We start from the raw sequence: 500 nt of genomic DNA on the forward strand, positions 1-500 counted from the left end.
ACCGTACGTACCATCGGTATCCGTCTGTGCCTGGAAGCTGGATTGGCCAGCGTCTTTGTCATTCACCAGCAAGGTTCCGCTGGTCGTCAGTGTTGTATCTTCTTTGACAGAACCTGCGTCATCGCCTGGCTGATTCGGTGTGATCACTGCCGCATCATTCGTGCCGACAACCGTCACAACAACATTGGAAGTCGTGCCATCCGCAGATTTAACGGTAAAGGTCTCGGTCTTGGTTTCGCCTTCAGCCAAGGCCTGAACATTGGCCGCTGCGTTGTTCAGCACATAAGTCCACTTACCATCTGTGCCAATGCTGAATTTACCATAAGTACCGTCGGTGTCAGTCTGTGCCTGGAAGCTGGATTGACCAGCATCCTTGTCATTCACCAGCAGCGTGCCGCTGGTAGTCAGTACGGAGTCTTCTTTAACTTGGCCAGCATCGTCACCCGGTTTGCCTGGGGTGATCACGGCCTTGTCGTCCAGACCTTGCACATCGATGGTGA

1 protein-coding gene is annotated in these 500 nt (G+C 53.4%); it reads right to left on the reverse strand.

Going from position 1 to position 500, the window contains the following annotated elements:
* On the reverse strand, positions 1–500 hold a 500-nt coding region (locus HA050_RS21750), incomplete at both ends, for a VCBS domain-containing protein (RefSeq protein ID WP_205836565.1).

This window comes from Iodobacter violaceini, from assembly GCF_011601265.1.
Classification (GTDB): Bacteria; Pseudomonadota; Gammaproteobacteria; order Burkholderiales; family Chitinibacteraceae; genus Iodobacter; species Iodobacter violaceini.